22 protein-coding genes are annotated in these 23,873 nt (G+C 68.3%); 11 read left to right on the top strand and 11 right to left on the bottom strand.

The window, feature by feature from the left end; all coding sequences use genetic code 11:
• Positions 1-55 precede the first annotated feature (55 nt).
• The 4 genes from ACQP06_RS03975 to ACQP06_RS03960 form a co-directional block, all read right to left on the bottom strand.
• Positions 56-3,541, bottom strand: coding sequence for an indolepyruvate ferredoxin oxidoreductase family protein (locus tag ACQP06_RS03975; protein WP_433670574.1), 3,486 nt, complete (start codon positions 3,539-3,541; stop codon positions 56-58).
• A gap of 27 nt (positions 3,542-3,568) precedes the next feature.
• Positions 3,569-5,221, bottom strand: coding sequence for an FAD-dependent monooxygenase (locus ACQP06_RS03970; RefSeq protein WP_433670572.1), 1,653 nt, complete (start codon positions 5,219-5,221; stop codon positions 3,569-3,571).
• Entirely contained in the window at positions 5,218-5,733 is a 516-nt protein-coding gene (locus ACQP06_RS03965) for a VOC family protein (protein WP_433670571.1), read from the bottom strand. Before ACQP06_RS03965 ends, ACQP06_RS03970 begins: the two co-directional genes overlap by 4 nt.
• A gap of 87 nt (positions 5,734-5,820) precedes the next feature.
• The gene (locus ACQP06_RS03960) at positions 5,821-6,384 is read right to left on the bottom strand and encodes a TetR/AcrR family transcriptional regulator (protein WP_433670570.1); all 564 of its coding nucleotides are present in this window, start codon (positions 6,382-6,384) and stop codon (positions 5,821-5,823) included.
• 100 nt (positions 6,385-6,484) lie between these two features.
• On the opposite strand from ACQP06_RS03960, the gene ACQP06_RS03955 reads away from it, so the two are divergent.
• Positions 6,485-7,351 (top strand): fumarylacetoacetate hydrolase family protein, encoded by an 867-nt coding sequence (locus ACQP06_RS03955; RefSeq protein WP_433670568.1) that lies wholly within the window; start codon positions 6,485-6,487, stop codon positions 7,349-7,351.
• Positions 7,348-9,216 (top strand): acyl-CoA synthetase, encoded by a 1,869-nt coding sequence (locus ACQP06_RS03950; protein WP_433670567.1) that lies wholly within the window; start codon positions 7,348-7,350, stop codon positions 9,214-9,216. The genes ACQP06_RS03955 and ACQP06_RS03950 overlap by 4 nt, the downstream gene beginning before the upstream one ends.
• Here ACQP06_RS03950 and ACQP06_RS03945 read toward each other — a convergent pair.
• Positions 9,213-10,226, bottom strand: a complete 1,014-nt coding sequence (locus ACQP06_RS03945) for an AraC family transcriptional regulator ligand-binding domain-containing protein (protein ID WP_433670566.1) — start codon at positions 10,224-10,226, stop codon at positions 9,213-9,215. The genes ACQP06_RS03950 and ACQP06_RS03945 overlap by 4 nt on opposite strands.
• Before the next feature lie 164 nt (positions 10,227-10,390).
• On the opposite strand from ACQP06_RS03945, the gene ACQP06_RS03940 reads away from it, so the two are divergent.
• From ACQP06_RS03940 to ACQP06_RS03925, 4 genes are read left to right on the top strand one after another with little or no spacing between them, the layout of a single operon-like run.
• On the top strand, positions 10,391-10,912 hold the full coding sequence (locus ACQP06_RS03940; protein ID WP_433673233.1) for a hypothetical protein: 522 nt from the start codon (positions 10,391-10,393) through the stop codon (positions 10,910-10,912).
• An 11-nt stretch (positions 10,913-10,923) separates the two neighbouring features.
• Positions 10,924-12,255, top strand: a complete 1,332-nt coding sequence (locus ACQP06_RS03935; protein ID WP_433670565.1) for a Dyp-type peroxidase — start codon at positions 10,924-10,926, stop codon at positions 12,253-12,255.
• The gene (locus tag ACQP06_RS03930) at positions 12,252-13,271 is read left to right on the top strand and encodes a hypothetical protein (RefSeq protein WP_433670564.1); all 1,020 of its coding nucleotides are present in this window, start codon (positions 12,252-12,254) and stop codon (positions 13,269-13,271) included. Before ACQP06_RS03935 ends, ACQP06_RS03930 begins: the two co-directional genes overlap by 4 nt.
• A complete protein-coding gene (locus tag ACQP06_RS03925) occupies positions 13,268-13,918 on the top strand; it encodes a GAP family protein (protein ID WP_433670563.1) in 651 nt (216 codons plus the stop codon). The genes ACQP06_RS03930 and ACQP06_RS03925 overlap by 4 nt, the downstream gene beginning before the upstream one ends.
• 133 nt (positions 13,919-14,051) lie before the next feature.
• Here the strand turns inward: ACQP06_RS03925 and ACQP06_RS03920 are convergent, their stop codons facing one another.
• Positions 14,052-14,522, bottom strand: coding sequence for a carboxymuconolactone decarboxylase family protein (locus tag ACQP06_RS03920; RefSeq protein ID WP_433670561.1), 471 nt, complete (start codon positions 14,520-14,522; stop codon positions 14,052-14,054).
• Positions 14,523-14,565: 43 nt separating this feature from the next.
• Positions 14,566-14,913 (bottom strand): DoxX family protein, encoded by a 348-nt coding sequence (locus ACQP06_RS03915; protein ID WP_433670559.1) that lies wholly within the window; start codon positions 14,911-14,913, stop codon positions 14,566-14,568.
• A 262-nt stretch (positions 14,914-15,175) separates the two neighbouring features.
• Between ACQP06_RS03915 and ACQP06_RS03910 the strand changes: the two genes are divergently transcribed.
• The 3 genes from ACQP06_RS03910 to ACQP06_RS03900 all read left to right on the top strand — a co-directional run bounded on the left by ACQP06_RS03910 (position 15,176) and on the right by ACQP06_RS03900 (position 18,156).
• Positions 15,176-15,985: a hypothetical protein gene (locus ACQP06_RS03910; RefSeq protein ID WP_433670558.1), complete on the top strand. Its 810-nt coding sequence runs from the start codon at positions 15,176-15,178 to the stop codon at positions 15,983-15,985.
• A gap of 329 nt (positions 15,986-16,314) precedes the next feature.
• Positions 16,315-16,725: an LppP/LprE family lipoprotein gene (locus tag ACQP06_RS03905; RefSeq protein ID WP_379276209.1), complete on the top strand. Its 411-nt coding sequence runs from the start codon at positions 16,315-16,317 to the stop codon at positions 16,723-16,725.
• Between the two features lie 207 nt (positions 16,726-16,932).
• Positions 16,933-18,156 carry a PucR family transcriptional regulator gene (locus ACQP06_RS03900; RefSeq protein WP_433670556.1) on the top strand — a complete coding sequence of 408 codons (1,224 nt, stop codon included), beginning with the start codon at positions 16,933-16,935 and terminating at the stop codon, positions 18,154-18,156.
• Here ACQP06_RS03900 and ACQP06_RS03895 read toward each other — a convergent pair.
• Positions 18,140-19,141 (bottom strand): FAS1-like dehydratase domain-containing protein, encoded by a 1,002-nt coding sequence (locus tag ACQP06_RS03895; protein WP_433670555.1) that lies wholly within the window; start codon positions 19,139-19,141, stop codon positions 18,140-18,142. The genes ACQP06_RS03900 and ACQP06_RS03895 overlap by 17 nt on opposite strands.
• 200 nt (positions 19,142-19,341) lie before the next feature.
• Between ACQP06_RS03895 and ACQP06_RS03890 the strand changes: the two genes are divergently transcribed.
• Positions 19,342-20,472: an esterase/lipase family protein gene (locus tag ACQP06_RS03890; protein WP_433670553.1), complete on the top strand. Its 1,131-nt coding sequence runs from the start codon at positions 19,342-19,344 to the stop codon at positions 20,470-20,472.
• Positions 20,473-20,512: 40 nt separating this feature from the next.
• Here the strand turns inward: ACQP06_RS03890 and ACQP06_RS03885 are convergent, their stop codons facing one another.
• Positions 20,513-21,175, bottom strand: a complete 663-nt coding sequence (locus tag ACQP06_RS03885; RefSeq protein ID WP_433670552.1) for a TetR/AcrR family transcriptional regulator — start codon at positions 21,173-21,175, stop codon at positions 20,513-20,515.
• 114 nt (positions 21,176-21,289) lie between these two features.
• On the opposite strand from ACQP06_RS03885, the gene ACQP06_RS03880 reads away from it, so the two are divergent.
• On the top strand, positions 21,290-22,651 hold the full coding sequence (locus ACQP06_RS03880) for an ABC1 kinase family protein (RefSeq protein WP_433670551.1): 1,362 nt from the start codon (positions 21,290-21,292) through the stop codon (positions 22,649-22,651).
• Here the strand turns inward: ACQP06_RS03880 and ACQP06_RS03875 are convergent.
• The gene (locus ACQP06_RS03875) at positions 22,614-23,567 is read right to left on the bottom strand and encodes a formylglycine-generating enzyme family protein (RefSeq protein WP_433670550.1); all 954 of its coding nucleotides are present in this window, start codon (positions 23,565-23,567) and stop codon (positions 22,614-22,616) included. The two genes, ACQP06_RS03880 and ACQP06_RS03875, sit on opposite strands and share 38 nt — an antisense overlap.
• Entirely contained in the window at positions 23,564-23,866 is a 303-nt protein-coding gene (locus tag ACQP06_RS03870) for a hypothetical protein (protein WP_433670548.1), read from the bottom strand. The genes ACQP06_RS03875 and ACQP06_RS03870 overlap by 4 nt, the downstream gene beginning before the upstream one ends.
• Positions 23,867-23,873 lie beyond the last annotated feature (7 nt).

The raw sequence follows: 23,873 nt of genomic DNA, 5'->3' as shown, positions 1-23,873 counted from the left end.
CTCAACCGGGCAGCGTATCCGACCGGAGGCCCGCCCACCCCGATTTCGGGAGGCATCAGGTCGTGAGCCCGCGCAGGAGCTCGGCGACTCGGGCTCGGTACGCGTCGACGTTGGCGGCCTTGATGGACTCGTAGCCGCGGATCATGTCGGGCAGGTCGGCGATTTCGACGGCCAGAGCGTGGGTGCCGGGATTCAGGGCGTCGAGAACTTCCGTGACTGTGGTGCGGTATTCGGTGATCAGGGCTCGTTCGGTCCTCCGGATCGCGGCGGGACCGAAGGGGTCCAGGCGGGTGCCGCGGAGGCGACGGCAGGCCACCAGCGCGCGGTAGACGGGACGGAACCATGGGCCCAACTCCAGTTTGTTCTTCATGCCGAGGGCCCGCAGGGCCGGGGGATGCAGGCGGTAGGAGATGCGGGCGCCGGGACCGAATTCGGCTTCGACAGCGCGGCGGACTTCGGGAGCCAGGGAGAGGCGGGCCACCTCGTATTCGTCCTTATAGGCCATGAGTTTGTACAGGTTTCGGGCGACGGATTCGGTGAGAGCGGTCGAGCCGGGGACCCGTTCGGATTCGACGCGGAGAACGTGGGCGACGAAAGTGCTGTATTGCCTCGCGTAGCTGAGGTTCTGGTACTCGATCAGGTCCGGGACGCGGATGCCGAGCAGGCGATGCAGCTCCGAGTCGGGCTCGGCGCCAACGGTCGCGATGAGGTCCGCCGCCGAATTCGACAGTGGCCGAACAGGTTCGATCGGCCCGCGGGCTCGCTCCAGGGCGGCAGCGAAGGCCGTGGGGTCGGCGACCGACAGCCGGCCGTACCGGAACGCGGCCGTATTCGCCTCGGCTTGAACACCATTGAGGACAATGGCCTCCTCGATGGCGGCGGGCGGCAGCGGTAGCGCCCCCGCCTGCACGGCCGCGCCCGCGAGCAGCAGATTCGCGAACTGATCCGCGCCGAGCAGCACGTTCGCCGCGCTGCGCGCATCGAGGAAGCGGGCATCGGCGGCAGCGGCCCGGATCGTGTCCCGGATGGGCCCGGACGCGGGGAAAGAGACGGTGGGGTCGATGACCATCTGCCCGGTCGGGACCTCACTGGTGGAGATCACCGCGACGGTCCGGGCCGGGTCGACGGCCGCGAGGTAGCGGGGTTCCGCCGCGACGAGCAGGTCACAACCGAGATAGAGGTCGCACTCGTCGGCGGTCGCCTTGCTGCCCTGTTCGATCGGCTGGTCGGAGAACTTGAGGTCGGAGACGACGGCGCCGCCCTTCTGCGCGAGCCCGGTCTGATCTAGCGCGCGGACGCGATGCCCGGCGAGGGTGGCCGCGGTGCTGAGCAACTGGGCCAGCGTCACCACACCGGACCCGCCGACGCCGGTGATGCGTGTCGTGTGGGTGCCGACGAAGGTTCCGGGCGGGTCGGGCAGGTCGTCCGGGTCGAGGGCCGCGGGCGCGGTCCGGGCCTTCTTCCCGGCCGGAACGACGGACAGGAACGACGGGCAGTCCCCCGCCAGGCAGGACCGGTCGATATTGCAGGAGGACTGGTCGATACGGGTCTTGCGGCCGAATTCGGTGTCGAATGGTTGCACGGAAAGGCAATTCGACTTCTGCCCGCAATCACCGCAGCCCTCGCAGACGCGTTCATTGATGACAATGCGGTCCACCGGGGTGGGCGCGAGCCCGCGTTTGCGTTTGCGCCGCAGCTCGGTGGCGCACTCCTGATCGTGGATCAACAGGGTGACACCGGCTGTGCGGGACAGGGTTTCCTGCGCCTCGATCAGACGGTCACGGTGCCAGACCTGAACTTCCTTGGGCAACCGGACTTTTCGATACCGCTTGACGTCCTCGGTCGTCACGATGATCCGCGCGACGCCCTCGGCGAGCATGGCGGTGCAGATCGCCGGCACCGGCATCACCCCGACGGCCTGCTGACCGCCGGTCATCGCCACCGCCGAGTTGTACAGCAGTTTGTAGGTGATGTGACTGCCCGCGGCGATCGCCGCACGTACCGCCAGGCTGCCCGAATGGTGGAAGGTGCCATCGCCGAGATTCTGGATCAGATGGCTGCGGGAGAGGAACGGCGCCATGCCGATCCACTGGGTGCCCTCGCCACCCATCTGGGTCAGGCCGGTGATGTCGCCGACCTGGTCCGGGCTCATCAGGGACACCATGCCGTGGCAGCCGATGCCCGCACCGACGGTGGCCCCGTCCGGCGTCTTGGTGGAGACATTGTGCGGGCAGCCCGAGCAGAAGTACGGCGTCCGGGTGACGAGTGGCAGTGCGCGCGAACCGATTCCGGTGCGGCAGTGGCCGCGCCATTGCTCGGCGGACGGGAATCCGCCGATCGCCGACAGTCGGACGGCCAGCTTCGCGGCGATGATGTCCGGGTCGAGTTCGCCGTCCGCGGGCATGAACACCGTGCCGTCGGGCAGCCGCTTGCCATGGACGGGGGGCGCTCCGGGGCTGCCGTACAGCAGGTCCTTGACCGCGAGTTCGAGGAAGGGCCGCTTCTCCTCGATCACCAGGATCTCGTCGAGGCCCTCGGCGAATCGTCGGACGATCGACGGCTCGAGCGGATGAATCATCCCGAGCCGCAACAGCCGGACGCCGCGGCGGGCGAGCTCGGCATCGTCGAGGCCGAGCATCCGCAAGGCTTGCCGCACATCGAGATACGTCTTGCCCGCGGCGACGATCCCCAGCCGGTCGCCCGCGCCGGACCGGGTGATCCGGTTGAGGTCGTTGGCCAGGGCGTAGCGGCGCGCGAGCTCGAGCCGCGCGCCCTCACGACTGCGTTCGAGCACTCCCAGCGTCGGCTGCAGGACGTGCGCGGTCACCTCGTGCCGGTAGGCGGCGCCGTCGACCGTCAGGTCGGGCACGACGGGCCGCACCCGGTCGGGGTCCAGATCGACCGTCCCCGAACCGTCCGCCACATTGGTGGCGATCTTCAGCGCCACCCACAGTCCGCACGCCCGCGACATCGCCACCCCGTGCAGCCCGAAGTCCAAGGCCTCCTGCGGATCCGCCGGATACAGGGTCGGCAGGCCGAGATCGGCCAGCAGCCCCTCGGACGCGCCGGGCACGGTGGAGGATTTGGCGGCCGGATCGTCTCCGACCAGGGCCAGCACCCCGCCTTCGGGGTGGGTGCCCATCAGGTTCGCGTGCCGGATGGCGTCGGAGGCGCGGTCCAGGCCCGGCGACTTGCCGTACCAGAGCGCGAGGACGCCGTCGACTCGCTTGTCGTCCTGGGTCGCCGCCCATTGCGTGCCCTGGACGGCGGTCGCCGCCAGTTCTTCGTTGACGCCGGGGCGGAACACGATGTCGTGCTCGTCGAGCAGCGCCGCATTGCGGGCGAGTTCGGTGTCGTAGCCGGCGAGCGGCGAGCCCTCGTAGCCGGAGATGAAGGCGGCGGTGCGGCGTCCGGCCCGCTGGTCCGCGCGCCGCAATTCCAGTGGCAGCCGGGCCAGCGCCTGGATGCCGGTGAGGTGCACGGCTCCGGCCTGCCGGGTGTAGCGGTCCGACAACGCTGCCGGGGCGATCTGATCGGTCATGGGGATGGCTTCCTGCGTGAGGCCGCGTCAGGCGACGGATTCGCGAACGCCGCAGGCGGTTCGGAGCGCGGCGGCGAGATCGGCGGCGGGTGTGTCGGATCCGGAATCGGTCGACCAGGCGATATGCCCGTCCGGCCGGACCAGGATGGCGCCGGCCACGCCGATGCCGAATCGAGCCGTGTCGAGGTCGAGATCGTGTCCGACGATGAAGGCCCGACAGGGAATTCGCCCGGACACCTCGGACAGTGCTGTGGCCCAGCCGGTTCCGGACGGCGCGGCGATGAGGGTGAACCAAGGGCCGAGCAGGTCGAGGGTCGACACCGTGCTGCCCTCGTGTGTGGTCCACGCGTGCGGCAGGCGAGCGCCGAGCACCGCGGTGGCGATCGGATCGGGGCCGTCCTCCTGCTCGCCGTACACGTAGGCCAATTCCTGGTCCAGGTCGTCGAAATGCGCTCGGTGCCGGGGAATCGCCGTGGCCAGCAGCTCGCGCTCCCGCTGGGCGACGGACGGTTCCACGCTGTCGAGGCGCTCGGCGATCTGGACGGTGAGCGGACCGATTCCGGCGTCGAACATCTTCAGGGCATTGGCGACACTGCGCTCGGTATTGCTGAGCGCGACCACGCTGCGCTCGGTTTCGTAGGTGTCGAGCAGGGTTTCCGGAGCCCAGCCGCCGAGTACCGCGGCCAGCTTCCACCCCAGGTTGTCGGCGTCGGCGAGCCCGGTGTTCATGCCGAGCCCGCCGGTCGGCGGGAACTGGTGCGCGCTGTCGCCGGCCAGCAGCACCCGGCCCTTGCGGTAGCTCTCGGCCGTGCGGGCGGCCATGGTCCAGGCGCCGACCGACCGGATGTCGACGGCGAGGTCCGGGCTGCCGACCGCGGTGCGGACCAGGTCGACGCAGCGCTGTGGGGTGTAGTCCGACAGCGATTCCAGGTCCGGGTCGAACGGCCGGTTGAGCGTCCAGCGATGCTTGCCGTCCATGCCGATGAGCACGCCCGGTGACGCGGCGTTGATCATCCAGATCAGCAGGGCCGGATCGGCGTCGGTCCACGGCGACAGGTCGGCGTGGAAGTAGATGTTCACCTGGTGCCCCAGCTCGGGCAGTCCCGCCATGCCGATGCCGAGGTCGGCGCGGAGCGTGCCCGCCGCCCCATCGGCCGCGACCAGGTACCGCGCCGCGATGGTTCTCGTCGCGCCCGCGGATTCGACGGTGACCTCGACCTGCTCCCCGGTATCGACAGCGCGGACCACGTCGGTGTCGAAGTGGAGCGTGGCCAGACCCTGTGCCCGCAGCGCGTCGAGCAGCCGCTGCTGCACCCGATCCTGTGCGCAGGAGGTGATCAGCTCCGGAGAGGCGTTGCCGCGGCGGGCGATTCGCTCCGCGCCGCCCTCGGCCAGATTGATCCGGCCGAGCGGCTCGCCCGCGAGGGTCTGCTTCCAGACGATGTTCAGCATCCACTCCGGCGCGACCGCGTCCTCGGTGACGGCCGCGGCGATGCCCCACGCGCGCAGCAGTTCCATCGATCGCGTATTGACCACGTGGGCCCGGGGGTGCGGATTGACCGCCCCGTAGCGCTCGCAGACGATGCTCGGAATACCGTGTCGCCCCAGCACATACGCGGTCGCGAGACCGACCGGGCCCGCTCCGGCGATGAGCACCGGGGTCTGTTCGGCCGCGCTCACGGCCGCCGCACCAGGTCGGCGAGCGGCTCGCCGGACTCGAAGCGGGCGACGAGGTCGTCCGCGTCGAATTCGACGCCGATGGGGTTGGCGTCGAACGCGCCGGAGTCGAAGAAGGCGTCCAGCTCCGCGTCGGTGGCGAAGTTGTCGATCTGCAATTCGATGTGGTTGCCCTCGGGGTCCTCGTAGTACATCGAGGTGGTGGGGCCGTGGTTGATCGTCCAGAACGGTTGCACGCCAACGCTCTTCAGGCGCTGATAGGTGCCGAGCAGATCGCCGAGCGTGTCATAGGTGAAGGCGACGTGATGCAGCCCGGTATGGGCGTCGCTGGGCCGCTGGGACGCGCCGGTGGCGAGGAAGGCGACGCGATGATGCTCGTCGTCGTAGGTGACGAAGGCCAGCATGTCGGTGCCGAACACGAGGCGGCCCTCGAGTACCTGCACGTACCAGTCGACCATCTCCGGCAGGCGGCCGGTGCGCAGGACGACGTGGGCGAGTTTGGCTGGTGATGCCATGAGCGGACTCTCCTTCGAGCCGAGAACATCTCTTGAATGCGATACAAGAGAAGCTAGGCCCGCTCATGAATGGAAGTCAAGAGGTGATTATCGACTCGCCTCCGCGGTGGCCACCAGCGAGGTGATGAGCAGGTCGACCAGTTCACCGGTGGGTCGATCCAGCCGGCGGACGCTGATCAGCAGCCCCTCGAACAGCACGTGGGCGAGATCGGTGATCGACGCCAGGTCCGCGCCGGCGGCGGCACGCCGCGAGATCGCGGCCAGCAGTCGCTCCTCGAGCCAGTCCTGCATGCGCCCGTAGACCTCACGCAGCGACTCGGTCTCGTCCATGCGCTCGTAGGCGACGCGATGCAGTCCGCGATAGGGCTCCATACGCACCAGCAGGTCGACCAATTCGTCCCGCGGATCCCCCGCCGACTCGGCCTCGACCAGGGCGCGCGTCTCGGTGAAGACCGAATCGACGACAGCGGCGAAAAGATCGTCCTTGGTGGGGAAATACCAGTGCACCGCGGCGGGCGCGATGCCGGCGGCCCGGCCGACCGCCGCCACGCTGGTGCCGCGGTAGCCGTTCGCGGCGAAGAGTTCGCGAGCGTGCGCGACCAGTTCGGCCTGCCGTTCGGCCTTGGGGATGTCCTGGCGATTCTTGGGCATGAGGCAACTCTAGGCCCGCTCTTGACTGAGAGCTAAGACGTGCTCTTAACTATGAATCAAGAGAAGGCCGGTGCGATGCCGGCGAACAAGGAGGTTCGGCATGCGTCTCTACTCGACCGACGACGGGCTCGCGCGAGAGGACCGCACCGACGTGCTCGCCGTGCTCGACCTGCCCTACTCCGACGTCGGCGCACTGTTGCGCGGTCCGGGACTCGACGCGGCCCGCACCGCGCCGGTGCTGCGCGAACTGGCCGTCGACCAGGCGGTGCTGCGGCCGCCGGTGGCGCGCCCCGGGAAGGTCCTGATCATCGGATTGAACTACGGGAGCCACGCGACCGAAGCCCTCGAAATGTTCGCGACCCTGGGAAAGACCGGCATCGAACTGCCCAGCGAACCGAACATGCAGGTCACCGCGGGGTCGGCGGTCATCGGTCCCGGTGACCCGATCGTGCTGCCGGACGTGGCGGCCGACCAGGTCGACTACGAGGGCGAGGTCGCGGTCGTCATCGGCACAGCCGCCCGCGGCGTGCCCGTCGACCAGGCCTGGGGTCATGTGGCCGGGCTGACCATCGTCAACGATGCCTCCGCCCGCGATATCCAGCTGCGCGCGATGACCGGCGACGCCACCGCGTCCATCGGCGTCGCCAAGAGCTTCGATACCTTCAAACCCCTCGGTCCCTGCCTGGTGACCGCCGACGAATTCACCGAGACGCCCGACCTCGCCCTCCGGACCCGGGTGAACGGGGAACTGCGCCAGGAGGATCGGACCAGCGGCTTCATCCACTCCATACCGGAGTTGATCGCACACGTGTCGCGCTATCAGACCCTCGAACCCGGCGACGTGATCTGCACCGGCACGCCGCGCGGAGCCGGTGTGTTCTCCGGGCGGTATCTGCGGGCGGGCGATCTGGTCGAGGTGGAGGTGGAGGGCATCGGCGTGCTCGCGAACCGGGTGGTGCGCGCGTGACCGCCGGGCTCGACCCGAACCTGGCGGCCGTCGAACTCGCGCGCCTCGAATCGATCCCGCTCGACGATCGGGATCTGCCGCGCAGCACCTACGAGTTGATCGCGCGGACGGCCCGCCGCCATCCGGACCGGCCCGCGCTGCGTCTGCTACCAGGCGGGAAGGGGTGGGATCAGCCCGAAACCTGGTCGTACCGTGAGCTTCTGCGGCGCGTCGACCAGGCCGCGAATCTGTACGCCGCGCTCGGACTCGAGCCCGGCGGCGTCGTCGGTTTGATGCTCCCCAATACCGGGACCACCTATTCCGCATTGTTCGGCGCGCAGGTGATCGGCATCGCCAACCCGGTCAATCCGATGCTCGCCACGGAACACATCGTCGACATCTTCCGGCTCACCGGAGCGCGCGTACTGGTCGCTCCCGCACCGGAACTCGATGCCGGGGCATGGGGTAAAGCCTGTGCGGTCGCCGCGATGCTGCCCGACCTGCGCGCCCTGATCTCCGTCGGCGGCCGGGTCGACGATGCTCCGCGGCACTGGGTCGGGGACTTCGACGCGCTGGCCGCCGCCCAGCCCGCGGAGCTCACGGTCACCCGGCGGCCCGGGCCCGCGGATGTGGCCGCGTATTTCCATACCGGCGGCACCACCGGCACCCCCAAGGTGGCGCCGCAGACCCACGCGAATCAGGTTTACGTCGCTTGGGCTCTCGCCCAGCACGCGTTGTTCGCGGGCGAGTCGGTGATGCTGGCCGGGCTGCCGTTGTTCCACGTCAATGCCGTGCACATCACCGCGCTCGCGCCCTTCTATTCGGGGCGGTCCACTGTCTCGCTCGGCCCCCTCGGCTACCGGGATCGCGCGGCGATGGCCGACTTCTGGCGGATCGTGGAACGCTATGGAATCACCGGTTTCTCGGCGGTGCCGACCGTTTACGCCGGTCTGCCCGCGGTGCCGGACGGCGTCGACATCTCCAGCCTGCGGGCCGGAATCGTCGGGGCCGCACCACTTCCCAGCCGGGTCCGGGCGGATTTCGAATCCGCGACCGGGATACCGATGCTCGAGGGCTACGGCCTCACCGAGGGCACCTGCGTGAGCGTGCTCGCACCGGTGACCGGCAACCAGCCGGACGCGGTCGGGCTGCGGCTGCCGTACCAGCGGATCAAGGCCGTCCACGTCGATGACGACGGGCTTCCCGGCGCCGATTGCGCGCCCGGCGAGCCCGGAGTGCTCGCCATCCAGGGCCCCAATGTGTTTCCCGGATATCTTCGAGCCGGACCCGCCGGAGCCGAGCCCGACCCCGCCGGAATCGTGGTCGACGGCTGGTTGATCACCGGCGATCTCGGCCGGGTCGACGCCGCTGGATTCGTCACCCTGACCGGGCGGGCCCGCGACGTCATCATCCGCGGCGGACACAATATCGACCCGCGCCTGGTCGAGGAGTCACTGCTCGAGCATCCGGATATCGTTGCCGCCGCGGTGGTTCCGAGACCGGACGCGTATGCCGGAGAGGTTCCCGCCGCGTACGTGGTCCTGCGTTCGGAGGCGACGACACCGCCCACGGAACTACTGGCCTGGGCCGCCGCCCACGCACCCGAACCGGCCGCCGCCCCGAAGTTCGTCGACCGCATCGCCGCGATCCCCCTCACGGCCGTCGGCAAGGTCCACAAGGTGCCGCTGGTCCACGATGCGGTGCGCCAGGTCGCGGCGCAGGAGCTGCGGCAGGCCGGGCTGCGTGGCGATATCGCCGTCTCCACCCGGCACGGCCGCCCGCACGCGCATATCGCGCTGGACGACGCCACACCCGGCGATCCGGTCGCGGTCCTGACCGGACGGCTGGACGCGTACTCGTTCTCCTACACCGTCGATCGGACCTAGTCGACGCCGTCCCGTCCGCGGGCACGACGCCATTCGGCGGGGCTGCAGCCGTGGTGGCGGCGGAACCAGCGGGAGAAGTTGGCGGGGGCTGAGTAGCCGAGGAGGCCGGCGGTTTCGGTGAGGGAGCGGCGGGGGTTGGCGACCAGGTGGCGGGCCAGTTCGGCTCGGGTGGAGTCGAGGAGGCCGCTGAAGGTTTCGCCTTCGGCGGCCAGGCGGCGGTGGATGGTTCGGCGGTCGACGCCGAGGCTGCGGGCCACATTGTCGACCGAGCAGCGGCCGGTGGGGAGGAGTAGTTCGATGAGTTCGCGGACGCGTTCGGCGGTGGTGACGGGGCGGATGGGGAGGACGGGGTCCAGGAGCTGCTGGGTGTAGGCGCGCAGTTGCGGGTCGGCCATGGCGTTGGGAGCGTCGAGATCGCTTGTGTAGGCGATGATTCCGTTGAAGTCCTGACCGAAGGTGACGTGCGGGCCGAAGGTGCGGTAGTGGGCGCGCACATCGGGCGGGGCGGGGTGGGTGAAGCGGACCTCGACGGGTTGCCAGGCGGCGCCGCGGAATCCGGCGAGCAGGCCGTGCAGGACGCCGACGGACAGTTCGACGGATTGGCGGGTCTCGCCGGGCTGACCGATATCGAGGGTGAGGCGGATGGTGGCTACGCCGTTCTGTTCGGTCAGGCGGGTGCGCAGCGCCTCGTTGTAGGTGTCCTCGTGGCGTGACATCACCCGCAGGGCGCTGCGCACATCCGGTTCCTCGCGAATGACGAGGCTGAGCGGTCCCAGGTTGGCGAAGCGGCGGCGGGCAGCCAGGCGCAGCCCGAAATCGGGGCAGTCGGCCGCGGCGGCGGAGCGTTCGAGCAGGTCAGCTATCGCTGCGGCGGGGACCCATCGGTCCTGCAGGCTCAGTCCGGCCGGGTCGAGGCCCGAAGACCGCAGTAGTCCCACCGGGTCGATCCCCAGCGATCTACCCAGGTCAAAGTACTCGTTCAGCGCTGCGTAGCGGGCCAGCGGTTTCAATAGCTCTCCGATGTCCCCGAATGATCAACACTCTGTCTCGTAATGATAAGCGATCGTCATCTTAGCTACCTAAAGTTAGTTACGTTCCAGCTACCGCATTCAGATCGAAGTGGAAGGACGAGAACGTGGCCACGAGCAACGAGGATTGGTCCAAGCCCGCAGCAATGGCACTCCCCGAGACCGGGTATTTCGAATTCGAGCAGGGCAGGTACGGACCGACCTATCCCCGCACCCCCGCCAACTTCGGATTCTCGATCATCGCCAAAGTGAAGCCCGGTCACGAGGCGGCCCTCCGCGAGCACGGCAAAGTGATCCAGTCCGCGGTCGAGCAGGACCCGAATGTGCTTGCGCCCCTGCGGCTGCACTATCTGCGCTGGGTGCTGTTCGACATCGGCGACGGCCTCACGTTCCAGTACCAGGGCATCTTCGACACCGATTTCGACAAGTACCTCGAGGACGCACTCGACCTGTTCCTCGCCACAGGCATCACCACCGCGTTCGTGAATCTCGAAGGCTTCCCCGAGGATTGGCGCACCAACCGCGCCGCCGCCATCGAATTCTTCCGCGCGCACCAGTTCCCGAGCTTCCTCGAGTACGGCGAATACCCGTACGTGACCTCGGACGAGATCAAGAAGGCCCTGCGACTCAAGTCGGCATTCTCGAACATGCTCGACGAGATGCAGTAGCGGGATCGATCGTGCTCGAATTCGACGATATCCAGCACATCCTGATCACCCGGGTGCCCGCGCTGACCGGGCGCTACGAATTCCTCTCCTTCACCGACCCGGCCGGGGCGCGCGCGTGGCTCGCGGCCATGACCGACCGCGTGCCCTCGGTCGGCGACCTCCAAGAATCGGTGGACACCGACAAGCAGTGGGTGTCAGTGGCTTTCACCTGGAACGGCCTGCGCGCACTCGGCGTCACGGAGGACTCGCTGGCCAGTTTTCCGGAGGAGTTCCGCCAGGGCATGGCCGCCCGGTCGGAGATCTTGGGCGACGAGGGCGCCAACCATCCCGACCATTGGATCGACGGCACCGCGAGCGAGGATCTGCACGCCATCGTGATCCTGTTCGCCCGCGACGCCGCCGAACGTGAACGCCGGGTGGCCGACCACAATGCCCTGCTCGCCGAATGTCCGGGCGTGACCGTGCTGTCCTCGCTGGACCTGGAGGCGGTGCCGCCGTTCGAGTACGCCCACGACCACTTCGGTTATCGGGATCGCCTGTCGCAGCCGGTGATCGAGGGCAGCGGCGAGGAGCCCACGCCCGGCAGCGGTGCGCCGGTGAAGGCCGGGGAATTCATCCTGGGCTATCCGGACGAGCGGGGCGAGCCGGAGGATCTGCCGCAGCCCGAAGTCCTTTCGCGCAACGGCACCTTCATGGCCTACCGGCGACTGCGCGAGCATGTGGGGCGGTTCCGCGACTTCCTGGCCGAGCACGGCGAGACCGCCGATGACCAGGAGCTGGTGGCCGCCAAGTTGATGGGCCGGTGGCGCAGTGGCGCGCCCCTGGTCCTGGCCCCGGAGACCGATGACCCGGAGCTGGGCGCGGATCTGTCGCGCAACAACGATTTCAACTACAAGGAAATGGATCCGCACGGTTACGCGGTGCCGCTCGGCTCTCATATCCGCCGCATGAATCCGCGCGATACCGGCGTGAACATCCAACGCCGCAGGATGATTCGGCGGGGCGCGACCTACGGCCCCTACCTGCCGGAAGGCACGCCCGAGGACGGCGCGGACCGCGGGATCGCGGCCTTCGTGCTGTGCGCGAGCCTGGTGCGCCAGTTCGAGTTCGCCCAGAACGTGTGGGTCAACGACAAGACCTTCCACGAACTGGGCAACGAGCGCGATCCGATCATCGGCAATCAGGACGGCACCCTGGAATACAAGATTCCGAAGCGCCCGATTCGCAAGACCATCAAGGGAATTCCCGCGTTCACCAATGTCAGCGGTGGCGCGTATTTCTTCCTGCCGGGGCTGCGGGCCCTGCGCTATCTGACCACTCTCACCGACAGCGAGGAAGCATGAGCTCGTTCACCCCGGCTCGAACCTATAACCAGTACCACGTGGCCCGCCCCTACACGCCGGGCAAGCGCCGCATCAGCATCTACTGGACGTGGAGTTATCCCTGGGAGTCCCAGCGGAATCCGGCCGAGCTGGACAACCGCTTCTCCACCATGACCGAGGTGCGCCAGGCTACCTGGCCCGCCTACGAGACCCCCGAATACGACGCCGCCCACTTCCTGCAGGGCATCGCGGGCACCCTCGAACTGTTCCACCGCTCCACCCTGCACTTCCAGCAGTTGGCCGGTGAGGAGACCGGGCATCCGGTGGCGGTGTTCCAGCGCATCGACCAGGCCGGATACAAGCAGCCGATCGACGAGCGCATCCTCGCCGACACCGACACCCTCATGGTGTTCGGCCTGGACCACCTGCTCGCGCAGGAGGCGGCGGCGCCCGAGGAGATCGCGGCCATCCAGCAGTGGCTGCAGCGGGAGGGCACCTGCCTGCTGCTCGCCCCGCACCACGATGTCGGTTTCACCGATGACCTGGCGCAGCGTCAGGTGGAGTTCGAGCACCACGGTGACCCGCTGGTGCCGCGTCAGCAGCGGTTCGGCGCGTACACCCGCTCGCTGATGACGGCCCTGAACGTCCCCGTCCACAATGTGTACGGCCTGCGCCCCGCGGTCGTCGAGGGCACCCGGTCGATCGCGCCGCTCACCACGTTCCGCGACCTGGACACGCCGCGCCTGCTCGACAACGTCACCACCTTCAATTTCCACCCGCACCTACCGCACTACCAGCTCACCCAGCCGGAGAGCGATTCCGTGCGGCTGCTCGGCCGGCAGCCGATCGAGTTGTCCCGTCCGCACCCGTTCATCGAGGCGGGCAATACCGAGTTCAACACCCTGCTGTGGTTGCCGCCCAACGATGTTCGCGCCGGTGACATCGTGATGGCCGACTCCACCAACTTCACGACGCTGTTCGGCGGCACCGACAGCCTCGCGAACTTCTGGCGCAATCTCGCGGCGATGGCCTCGTGATCGCAGATCTACTGCCCTTGGCGATCGGCGTGGCGCTCTCGCCCATTCCGGTGGTGGCGGCCATCCTCATGCTGTTGTCCACCAATGCCGGACGGGCGAGCGCGGGCTTCGCGCTCGGCTGGGTGACGGGGATCGTGACGGTCGCGGGCCTCGTCACCGCCGCCGCGGCATCGGGTTTGATGCGATCGGCGAGCCAGCCGTCGATCGCGGCCTCGGTGATCAAGACCGCCATGGGACTGCTGCTGGTGTACATCGCGGTACGCCAGTGGGGCAGTCGCAAGGACGATTCGATTCCGGGGTGGATGAAGGCCATCGACGAACTCGGGGTCGCGAAGGCCGCGGGCTTCGGACTGCTGGTGTCCCTGCTGAATCCGAAGAACCTGCTGCTGTGCATCACAGCGGGGGTCACCATCGGCACCGCGGGCCTCAATCCGACCGGTACGGCGGCGGCCTTGACCGTCTTCGTCCTGCTGGGCGCGGCCTCGGTGCTCGTCCCCGTCGGCGGATACGCCGTCGCGGCCGATCAACTGCGCGGCGCCTTGGCCCGCCTGAAGAACTGGCTACAGGCGAACAATCACACCGTGATCGCCGTCGTGTTCATGGTCATGGGCACCACCGCCATCGCCAAGGGCGTGAGCGGATTCTGACGGGCCGGCGTGTGCCGCAACGAAACCGGCCACCGGGACCAACAATTGGGGGAGTTTGTTTCGGAGTGGACAGTGAAGATCACCGCTGTCGAGGAGTTTCTCGAGAGCGGTGATCTTCAGGGGTGAGGGCGGGTTACCACTGGCCGGGGGTGTAGGAGCCGCCCGCCATGCCCGCGAGGACGTTGAGGCGGTTCCAGGCGTTGATGGTGGCGATGAGGGAGATCAGGGCGCCGATCTGGTCGTCGTCGTAGTGCTTGCGGACCTGGGCCCAGGTGTCGTCGGAGATGGCGGTGGAGGTGTCGGCCAGGCGGGTGCCTTCCTCGGTGAGGGCCAGGGCGGCGCGTTCGGGGTCGGTGAAGACGGTGGATTCGCGCCAGGCCGCGATCATGGCCAGGCGGACGGGGGTCTCACCGGCGTGGGCGGCGTCCTTGGTGTGCATGTCCAGGCACATGCCGCAGCCGTTGATCTGGGAGGAACGGATCTTCACCAGTTCCTGGGTGGCCTTGGGCAGGCTGGACTCGTCGATGACGCGGGCGGCGGTGACCAGTCGCTTGTTGAACTTGGCGGCAACGTCGTTGGCGTACAGGTTGAAACGCGGTTCCATGATCTTCTCTTCTCTCGATTGATGGGTTGGTAATCGGACTCGGTCAGGCGGCGAAGCCCAGGCCCATGGCCACGGCGACGGGCACCAGGTACAGCAGGGGGAACGGAATGCTGCCGAAATGGCGGGCCCGTACGATGGTGATCACCGCACCCGCGAAGTACAGGATCAAGCCGATGGCCGCGGCCACCCCGACCAAGGGGATGAACAGCCCGGCGATAAGTCCGACCGCGCCCGCCCCTTTGGCCAGGGCCAGCGGGGTCCACCACGCCTCGGGCACCGAGTACTGCCGCAGCGGCTCGACCACGAACTCGGCCCGGCGGTACAGCGAGAACGCCGAGAACCCCACCCAAGCGGCGGCCACGACGGTGACGATCACATAGGCGATGAACATGACAGACTCCAATTTCCTTGCGGGAGAGGGCGATAGCCGCCCTCAGTGAGTGGATCAGCCGGGGAGCACGGTGTGCTTCCGTCGGCTTCGTCAAGGTGACGACGCAGCCGCGCAAGGTGTGACACGGCTCCGGAGAATCGGCACTGTTACTTCCGAGCAACCGGCACTGTTACCGTCGCTCGATGCCCTACCAACCGAATCCGAACCGACCCGGCATGCGCGTGCCGTCCGGGTACGCGCCCCGTTCACGGCCGGTGCGCCGGTGAGCGGGAAGAAGCCGTGGCTGCTCGGCATCGGCGGGCTGCTGCTGTTCGGGGCCTGCGTGAACGCCGTCGGCGAAGGCTCGTCCGGCGCTGGGCGACCGGGGAAGCCGCCGACCACCACACCGGTGGCGGACCCCTTGTCGAGCAAATCCTTCGCGGCCGAGGTCACGCAGGTGACCGCTCGAGGCATCCGAGTGAAGGCTGCACACCGGGATTTCACGCTGTTGCTGGCCCACGCGGGCTCGAAAGGAAGCTGTTCGACCGAGCTGTTCGGCGGCCTGGAAGCGCGGATCGCTCACCTGCTGCCCGTCGGCTCGACCGTGACGGCGTTGTGGGCGGAGGCCCCGAAACCGAATCTGCCCTCTGCCGCGTATGTCTACTTCGCGGAGCCGGGCAAACCCGTCGGCGAGGTCCCCGCCGGCGCCAGCATCAACGAGCAGCTCATCGCCGAGGGCAACGCCACCCTGCCCATCGATCGATCGATGACCGCCGCGCCGACCGATGCTCAGACGACCACGCTGCGGACCACGATCACGGTCCCGGAAACCCTGCCGGCCTTCGATCTGCTGGTCGCTGCCGACGCTGTCGCCTGGGAGAATCGGACCGGGCTGATCGATGCCTGCCGGACCCGCGTCGACACCGAGGACAACCGGAAACGGGAACTCTACGGTCCGGACGGCAAGCCGGGCACCGGCGACGACCCGCACCGCGACTATCCGAACTACAGCGGCGACAGCGGCGGAAGTCACAACGGAGGCGGCGGGAACGGCGACAAGAGCCGGTTCTGCCGAAGGCACTGGTTCTGCTGATATCCGGTCGATGGCCGCACCGATCTATACGGCAGCGGCGCAACGTTTCTCGGGTGGTCCGCGAATAACTCGGTGATACCGAGGGGAGAGGACTGGTCATGAAGAAGATCGTCGGGATTGGTGTGGCGGTGGCGGCTCTGGGGCTGGCTGCTGGTTGTCAGGACGGGGCTACGGTGCCGAAGCCGGGTGGGGTGGCGACCACCACGGTGGGTGCGCCCGGGGGTGGGCAGCCGACGGGTGGGGAGCAGACACCGGGTCGGGAGCAGGCGCCTGTGGTGACGACGCCTGCGGGGGATGGGGTGCCTGCTACGGCGGGTGGGGGGAATTGTGTGGATTTGAAGTCGCCGGTGGTGACGGCGGCGTTGGGGAAGCTCGGGGCGAATGTGGGTGGGGAGGGGTTCTTCGCGCAGAGCGGGACCGAGGCGAAGGTGGGGTCCTGTCCGGCGCTGATGTGGGTGCTGGCGGATACGCCGCACGGGACGGCCAGTTCGCCGTGGCACGTGATGTTGTTCAACCAGGCCGGGTTCCTGGGGACCGCGACGAAGAAGTCGACGTCGTATACGTCGGTGGTCGGATCCTCGGATCGCAGTGTGCAGGTGCGGTACCGGTGGCTGGCGGGGAGTGACCCCAGCTGCTGTCCGTCGGGTGGCCCCGTGGTCGTGACGCTCACGTTGGGGGCGGACGGTCATACGGTGACGCCGGATCGGGACTTCCCGACCGAGGTGACCAATCCCAAGTAGGCCTGTCGAAAAGTGAGCAATCCTGCTGCTCCGGTGGACCGGGAGCGGCGGGATTTGCTGTATCTGGAGGATGAATACGCTGGTGGGGCAGGGTATTCCAGGGATGCGGAGGGGTGGTCCGAAAGGGAGTAGAAGGTGAGCTGGTGGTCACTTTAGAGTTCGGATCACCGTGAACTTGCGGTAGATCACCTCGGAAGGGAGTCGATGATGACAACCGACCCAGCGCTCCGCACCGGGCTGACCGTGTCCGGCCGTCCCATGTCCGGGCCGCTGCAGGACGTGCGCACGCTGTCCCGGCAATTGGTGGGGCATTTCGTCGACACCGTGATCCCCTGCGGCACCCTGCCCGGGGATGTGATCTCCGGGGACGTCACCCGGGTCACCCGGGTCTGTCTGGAGCTGGCCGTCAGCATGTTGGACGGCAAGGACATTCCCGCGAAGGTCGAACGGCTGTCGGAGGCGGCCGCGGGCTGGGCGCGGGAGGGGGTGCCGATCGACACCGTGCTGCATTCGGTCCACGAGGGATTCAAGGTCGGGATGGACCTGATCACCTCCGGGGCCACCGCACAGGACTACGCGCACCTGATGGACGCCGCGAGACTGGTGGTGGAGCTGCTGGACACCATCAGCGCGACGGTGGCGCGGGCGTACGTGAGCGAGCTCCGGGCGGTGGTCAGCGAACACCACAATGCCGTGCACACCCTCACCTCGGCGCTGCTGGGCGGCCACCCGACCTCCACCATGGCCCGCGAATGCGGCATCGACATCGCGGCCGAGTATTCGGTGGTCGCCCTGGACATTCCGCGGCACCCGGACGAACAGCACCCGATGCTGGACGGAAAAGTGGTGGCCCGCCGCAAATTACGCCGAGTGCAGGCCGAACTCGCCACACGCTGCGGAGAATTCGCGCTGGCTCTCTTGAGCGTGGACGGCGGCACCGTCCTGCTGCCCACCACGAGCCCGATCACCGACCAGCTCGACGAACTGATCACGCAATTGTCCGCGGCCGCACGCGTTCCCATCACCGCGACGGTGGTCGTCGCCGCACCGGCCGATATCCCGTCGGCCGCCGACCGCGCCCACGAACTCGTCGACATCGTGCACCGCCTGGCCTGCGAACCGGGCCTCTACCGATTCACCGATATGGCGCTGGAATACCAGCTCACCCGCCCCGGCCTGGGCCGCGAAACCCTCGGGGCCCTGCTGGATCCCCTCGACGCGCACCCCGAACTGCTGCAAACCCTGCGCTGCCACATCAGCACGAACCTCAACCGCCGTCGCACCGCGCGATTGATGCACATCCACACCAATACCGTCGACTACCGGGTCAAACGCATCTGCCAGATCACCGGTTTCGACCCGACGGTGACTTCCGGTCTGTGGCAGCTGCGGGCGGCCCTGATCGCCCGCTCCTTCACCGACCGCGATTAGCCGCGAACGACACTTCCGCCGTGGCGTAGCCGAACAGCTTGCGCCCCTGCGATCGGGCGTCGATCGCGATCGTCGCGGTCCGCCGCCGCCGATCGCAGGCCAGCACCCGGCCGTTGAATTCGATATCCGCGCCCGTGAATCGCGGAACCGCCAGATAGTGCACGTGATTGGCGAACTCCGCCCAGAACCGCACGACAGCCGCCGGGTCATGAGTCCACGAACTGACATATCCGGTGGCCAGGGCCAGTACCAGCTGGCCCGGCGCGATCAGGACCGGTTGCCCCGCGCGGGTCAGCCGGTCGCGGTCGATCGACTCCGTATCCCCCACCACGAGCGCGTAATTCGCGAGATCGGCGGCCGTGACAGTGACTCCCGCCGTCGGCAGCGCGGTATTCACCGCGAGCCGATTGATGTCGAGACCGCCGGCGCGAGGCCGCCCGCAGTGCCGCACCGCGGCCCGCACCACCGGATCGGCACGATCGGCGAATCTCGCGGGCGCCCGTGGACGGCGGGCGGTGTCGGCCTCACCGCCACCGACCAGCATGGCCGTGGAACACGTCTGCACCGGTCTCCCCCGCTGATCGGTGAGCGCCCCGGTCACGGTCACCACGTCGAAGGACCGGAAATGCCGGAACGATTCGATCGTGAAGTCGCAGTTCAGCACATCCCCCGCGAGCAGCGGCCGCCCGATCTCCAGGGTCTGATCCACATGCACCACCCGATACCCGGTGATGAGCCGCTCCAGAATCTCCCGCCGCGCCTGTTGCCACACCAGCGCGGCGAAGGTCGGCGGCGCGACCAGTGCGTCGAATCCCAGCCGCGCCGCGGCTGATTCATGCCAGTGCGCGGGGTGATACGCCTGCACCGCCCGCGCGAATTCACGAATTCGACCACGCTCCACCGGAAACGAGCCGGTGCACCGATAGTGCTGCCCGACCAGGGCTCGCACCTGTTCCGCGGCGGCGGTCCGAGCAGTGCTGTTCACCCGATCGATGATTCGCCCCCGGAGAGCGTCCCGGTTGTCTTGTCCGTCGTATTCAGAAGATTCACCGCGATCCGCACCCGGATTTGTGACGGCGGCTCCCTTTGTTGCGCGCCATGGCTGCGCCCCCGCCGATTCGGGCACCTTTCCAAACTCCCGCTCAGCACCGTCCCGACCAGCACGTCCGCTCCTACGTTCGCCCCATGAGACGAAGAACCCGCCCGCACGCGCTACGGGCACTGGTCATAGTGGGAGTGTCACTGCTGACGCTCGGACTCGCGGGAACGGCGGCGGCCGAACCCTCCGGCAGCGGCGGCACCGGATCGGCCTGCACCTCCGGCAGCGGCGCCGGCTCGGGCAATGGCTCCGGAAACTGTTTCGGCGGTTCGGGATCCAGTACCGGACTGTCGGGCGGCTACGCCTCCGACACCGTCGGCTACGGCCCGGCCATGACGTCCTGGCTGGCCGCGTTCGGGTACGGCCTGGCCAATCCGGATGTCGCACCGCCCGGCACCAATGACTGGAACTGCAAGCCGACCGCCGCGCATCCGCGTCCGGTGGTGCTGGTGCACGGCACCTGGATGAACGCCTACAACGGTTTCGCGTACATGAGCAAGCCCATCACCGACGCCGGATTCTGCACCTTCACCTTCAATTACGGCCGCTCCGGCCTGGTGCAGGGCGGCGGGCTGGGTTCGGTGCTGCCGGGCGTGATGGGCACCGGCTACATCCAGGATTCGGCGAAGCAGCTGGCCGTGTTCGTGGATCGGGTGCTGGCGGCGACCGGCGCGCCGCAGGTCGATATCGTCGCGCATTCGCAGGGCGGGCCGATGTCGGGCTGGTACACCAAGTTCGAGGGCGGCGGCGCGAAGGTGAAACACCTGATCACCTATGGCGCGACGCATCACGGCACCTCGCTGGACGGGATCGGCGCGCTGGGCCGGGCGATCAACAACTTCGGCATCGACGTGCTCGGTTTCGTGGAGCTGTTCGTCGGGCACGCCGGGATCCAGCAGACCATCGGCTCGGATTTCATCAACAAGCTGAACGCGGGCGGCGACACCGTGCCGGGCATCGACTACACGGTGGTCGGCACCCGCTACGACGAGATCACCAACCCGTCGGAGCTGACCTATCTGAAGGCGGGTCCCGGTGCGCGCGTGGACAATATCGTGCTCCAGGACGGCTGTGAGCAGGATGTCTCCGACCATCTGACGCTCATGTACTCGCCGCGCGCGCTGTCGATCGCGCTGCGGGCGCTGGATCCGGAGCGGTTCCCGACGCTGCAGTGCACCTTCAATCCGTGGGTGATCGGCGGCGGCGGAGGGTTGTAGACGCGTCGGTCGGGGGGCTCGGCGGGCATCGCCATCACCGTCATCGGGTGGTGTCCGCCGGGCTGCCGTCCATTTCGGCGCCGATCCACGCCGCGATCATGTATCCGGTCATGGCGACGACCTCCTGCCGTTCGTCACTGCCGACCTCGAGCGCGGACGCGCGCATCACCCCCGCGAATCCGGTATTGACCAGCACCGCGGCCATCACATCGTATTTGTGGTCGTTGCCCGGGCCGAGCAGCTGGATGAGCAGCACCTTGACCAGCAGCCGCAGCCGCGGCTCGAACTCCGGCAGGCCGCTGTTGTAGAACTGCACGCCGCCGACCAGGGCCCGCACCAGTTTCGCGTTGGCGACCGGTTCCTGGGTGAACATCTCCAGCAGTCCGGTCACGACCTCGGTGCGCGACTGGAGGGTCTGCGTCTCCGATTGCGGCGGCAACCCGGAAAGCCATTGCGTGAAACGGTTCTCGACCCGTTGCAACAGCTGCTCGAGCAGTTCGTCCACCATGACGCCGCGGTCGGCGAAGTACCGGTAGACGGTGCCGATGCTGACCTCGGCCTCGGCCGCGATCCGATTGGTGGAGGTGTCGGCGATGCCGCGCTCCCCGAACAGCCGCGCGGCGGTGTCGAGGATGTGCGCGCGGGTGGCCTTCGACCGCTCCTGAGTGGGTCCGCGACGCTGTCGCGCTGCCTTCGGCGGCATCACAGCCTCCCTGCTGTGCGGCGAAAATGAGCTTTGCTCATCTTAGGGTGACGAGCGCGACCCGGCTGTATGTTGTTGCCACACAGGCTCGAAGGCCCAACGGAGGTGCCATCCATGACCGGTCGAGTTCGCGGCGGCCGGGTGGCCCGGGGCGGCCGATTGGGCAAGCTGGCCGCCGGACAAGCCCTGCGCGGAGCGGGAACCCGATTGCAGATGATCGGCCGCACCGAGGAGGCCCGGCGCATCCTCGCCGAACGGTCCACATTGCAGGCGGCGCAACAGCTGGTCACCGTCCTCGGCGGGATGAAGGGCGCGGCGATGAAGCTGGGCCAGATGCTGTCGGTGCTCGAGGTGGACCTGATCCCGGAGGCGCATCGGGAGATGTTCCGCGCCAAGCTCGCCGAACTGCGTGACCGCGCCCCCGCCGTGGATTTCGCCGCCATGCGCAAGGTCATCGAGGACGATCTCGGTCCGTTGTCACGCGTCTTCGCCGATTTCGACGAGACCCCGGTGGCGGCCGCCTCCATCGGGCAGGTCTACCGCGCCACCCTGCACGACGGGCGCACCGTGGCGGTGAAGGCCAAATATCCGGGCGTCGACGACGCCGTCGCCGCGGACATGCGCAATCTCGAATTCTTCAGCAGGCTCTGGAAATCCGCGCTACCCAGCGCCGCCGACGGCGGCGTCCTCGACGAGATCGCCCGCAATATCGGCACCGAACTCGACTACGTGCGCGAGGCCCGCACCCAGCACCGCGTCGCCGCCCGCTTCCGCGGCCACCCCTACATCCTGGTCCCCGACAGCATCGAAGAACTCTGCGCGCCACACGTTCTTGTCACCGAGTTCATCGACGGCTCCCCCTTCGAGCACATCCGCACCCTGCCCGCCGCCGACCGCGACCGCATCGGCGAACTCGTCTACCGCTTCTACATCACCCGCCTGTTCACCGACGCAGAGTTCTGCGGCGACCCCCACCCCGGCAATATGCTGCTCGCCTCCGACGGCCGCATCGGCTTCGTCGATTTCGGCCTCTACCACCGGATGGACCCGCGGCACGTCGAATTCGAACGCACCGCCCTGCGCGCCGCCGCCGAGAACCGCCCCCAGGACCTGTACGACCTGTGGACCAACCGCGGCATCATCGACCCCGCCGCGGGCGTCACTCCCCAGGAGTGCTTCGAATACGTGTGGGCCGCGGCCGGATGGCACCTCCTCGACGAGGAGATCACCATCACCCCCGAACTCGCCACGGCCGCCGTCGTCCACGCCGTCGACCCCCGCTCGGCCGACTTCCGCGGCATGCGCCGCCAGCTTCTGCCACCCGAGCACGTCTTCTCCCGCCGCGCCGACCTGCTCACCTTCGCGGCGCTCGGCCAACTCGGAGCGACCGGCAACTGGCACCGGATCGCCCGAGAATGGCTCTACGACGAACCGCCGGTCACCGAGATCGGCCGCCGTTCGCGCCTTCTCGCATGACCGTCCGGAAGCCGAGGTGGCAGGTGGCCGTGTCCTCGGTCTGGCCTTGCCGGGCCGCCGGTCGATACCGGAGGCAGTAGTTGGGGGCGCACAGGAACGAGCCGCCCTTGGTGACGCGGCGCGGAAAGCGTTCCGCTGTATCGGATTCCGCGACCACGGGATTGGCGGGCGCGCAGCAGGAGGCGGGGGCGGGACGCCGGTGGTCGGCGGTGAAGAGGTCGCTGGTCCATTCCCAGACGTTGCCGGTCATGTCCGACAGGCCGTAGCCGTTGGGCGGATAGGTGCCGATGGCGGTGGTGCCGGGCTGGTCGGATTGTCCACGGGCGGGGAGGAATTCCCACGGGAAGCGGCCCGCCCAGGTGTTGGCCATGCGACGGCCGCGCGGCTCGAATTCGTCACCCCAGGCGTAGGTGGCCGCGTCGAGGCCGCCGCGCGCGGCGAATTCCCATTCGACCTCCGTCGGCAGCGATCTGCCCGCCCAGGTCGCGTAGGCAGTGGCGTCCTCGTGGGCGATCTGGGTGACCGGATGACGGTCCAGGCCGTCGAGGGTGCTGCCCGGGCCGCGCGGTTGCCGCCACGACGCTCCGGGCACGTATGCCCACCACTGCCGGTAGTCGTCGAGGCGGACCGGTCCGGTGGTGCGCTGGAAGACCAACCCCCCGGGGACGAGGTCGGCCGGATCTGCGCCCGGGAAATCGGCTGGGTCCAAAGGTCTTTCGGCGACCGTCACGTAGCCGGTTGCCTTCACGAAGCGGCGGAACTCGGCATTGGTGACCGGGTGTTCGTCGATCCAGAACGGCTCGACGGTCACGGTGTGGACCGGTCGCTCCTCGGGGAAGAAGTCCTCCGATCCCATGACGAAGCTGCCGCCCGGCACCCGCGCCATGCCCTTGAGTCCGAGCTCGGGCGTGGTCATCGTTCGTCGAAGCCCGCCGAAGGGCCGCGACGGCGGTCGGTGCGGTGGGATAGTCGCTCGGAGAAGGTCTCGGTCCAGGCCATCGACTCGGTCTCGTCGGTGATCTTCGCGCGACGGCGGGTCGCCGACGGGGACGTCGACGGCCGGCGCTTCGAGCCGCCCGGGCGCGCCTGGAACGCCAAAACCCGAACTCCCCAGGCCACGTATGCCGCCACGCTCATCCCCGCGCATTCGGCGGCATCGCTGAGGGTGAGCCAGTCGTCATCCCCGACGCTCACCACGATGTCCCTGCTTGCCATGACTGAA

This window comes from Nocardia sp. CA-136227 (assembly GCF_050955695.1).
Lineage (GTDB): Bacteria > Actinomycetota > Actinomycetes > Mycobacteriales > Mycobacteriaceae > Nocardia.
This window is presented reverse-complemented; position numbering and strand designations above follow the sequence as displayed.

Bases quoted from the DNA above. Each gene is read 5' to 3' on its own strand.
- ACQP06_RS03975 (WP_433670574.1), bottom strand. From the start codon at position 3,541: ATGACCGATCAGATCGCCCCGGCAGCGTTGTCGGACCGCTACACCCGG.
- ACQP06_RS03965 (WP_433670571.1), bottom strand. From the start codon at position 5,733: ATGGCATCACCAGCCAAACTCGCCCACGTCGTCCTGCGCACCGGCCGC.
- ACQP06_RS03960 (WP_433670570.1), bottom strand. From the start codon at position 6,384: ATGCCCAAGAATCGCCAGGACATCCCCAAGGCCGAACGGCAGGCCGAA.
- ACQP06_RS03955 (WP_433670568.1), top strand. From the start codon at position 6,485: ATGCGTCTCTACTCGACCGACGACGGGCTCGCGCGAGAGGACCGCACC.
- ACQP06_RS03940 (WP_433673233.1), top strand. From the start codon at position 10,391: ATGGCACTCCCCGAGACCGGGTATTTCGAATTCGAGCAGGGCAGGTAC.
- ACQP06_RS03930 (WP_433670564.1), top strand. From the start codon at position 12,252: ATGAGCTCGTTCACCCCGGCTCGAACCTATAACCAGTACCACGTGGCC.
- ACQP06_RS03920 (WP_433670561.1), bottom strand. From the start codon at position 14,522: ATGGAACCGCGTTTCAACCTGTACGCCAACGACGTTGCCGCCAAGTTC.
- ACQP06_RS03915 (WP_433670559.1), bottom strand. From the start codon at position 14,913: ATGTTCATCGCCTATGTGATCGTCACCGTCGTGGCCGCCGCTTGGGTG.
- ACQP06_RS03900 (WP_433670556.1), top strand. From the start codon at position 16,933: ATGACAACCGACCCAGCGCTCCGCACCGGGCTGACCGTGTCCGGCCGT.
- ACQP06_RS03890 (WP_433670553.1), top strand. From the start codon at position 19,342: ATGAGACGAAGAACCCGCCCGCACGCGCTACGGGCACTGGTCATAGTG.
- ACQP06_RS03885 (WP_433670552.1), bottom strand. From the start codon at position 21,175: ATGCCGCCGAAGGCAGCGCGACAGCGTCGCGGACCCACTCAGGAGCGG.
- ACQP06_RS03880 (WP_433670551.1), top strand. From the start codon at position 21,290: ATGACCGGTCGAGTTCGCGGCGGCCGGGTGGCCCGGGGCGGCCGATTG.
- ACQP06_RS03875 (WP_433670550.1), bottom strand. From the start codon at position 23,567: ATGACCACGCCCGAGCTCGGACTCAAGGGCATGGCGCGGGTGCCGGGC.
- ACQP06_RS03870 (WP_433670548.1), bottom strand. From the start codon at position 23,866: ATGGCAAGCAGGGACATCGTGGTGAGCGTCGGGGATGACGACTGGCTC.